This window comes from Streptomyces sp. 13-12-16 (assembly GCF_002114215.1).
Lineage (GTDB): Bacteria > Actinomycetota > Actinomycetes > Streptomycetales > Streptomycetaceae > Streptomyces.
The window spans coordinates 1-678 of record NZ_NCTE01000997.1; the positions used below are offsets into that span (position 1 = coordinate 1).

1 protein-coding gene is annotated in these 678 nt (G+C 76.1%); it reads right to left on the minus strand.

The genetic code is table 11. The features are described from left to right. Window positions 1-678: ketoreductase domain-containing protein (locus B7767_RS33885; RefSeq protein ID WP_143652772.1), on the minus strand; the 678-nt coding region annotated here is incomplete at both ends.

A 678-nucleotide genomic window follows, 5' to 3' on the forward strand; every position in this document is an offset into this window, starting at 1 on the left:
GGCTCGTCCAGGGAGCGGGCCAGGTCGAACGAGCGCAGCGCCGCGGTGACGTCGAGCAGCCGGTAGCCGCGGGCCTCGGTGAGAGCGGTGAGCCCGTAACCGCGGCTCACGCCGCGCTCGCGCCACATGCTCCAGGCCAGGGACTGTGCGGGCAGGCCGAGACCGCGGCGGTAGTGGGCGAGCGCGTCCAGGCAGGCGTTGGCGGCGGCGTAGGCGGCGTTCATGGCCCCGCCGAAGAAGCCGTTCACCGAGGAGAAGGTGACGAAGGAGCCGACCGGGTGGTCGGCGGTGATGCGGTGCAGCGTCCACGCGCCGCGCACCTTCGCCTGGAGCGCCCGGCGCCAGGTGGCGGTGTCCAGCTCACTCACGGGGCGTTCCACGAGGGTGCCCGCCAGGTGCAGTACCGACCCCAGGGGCGTGCCCCACGCTTCGGCGGCGGCCTCCACGGCGGCGCGCACCTGGCGTTCGTCGGTGACGTCGGCGCGGGCGTAGCGGACCTCGCCCAGCTCGCGCAGCCGCGGCGGAACCACGGCCTCGGCCGCCGGTGTGCGGCCCACGATCAGCAGCCGGGTGCCGGGGGTGCGCAGCAGATGCGCCGCGATCTCGGTGCCGACGCCGCCCAGTCCGCCGGTGAGCAGGGTGAAGCCGTCGTGCGTGGGCGCCCCGGCGCGGGGCGGG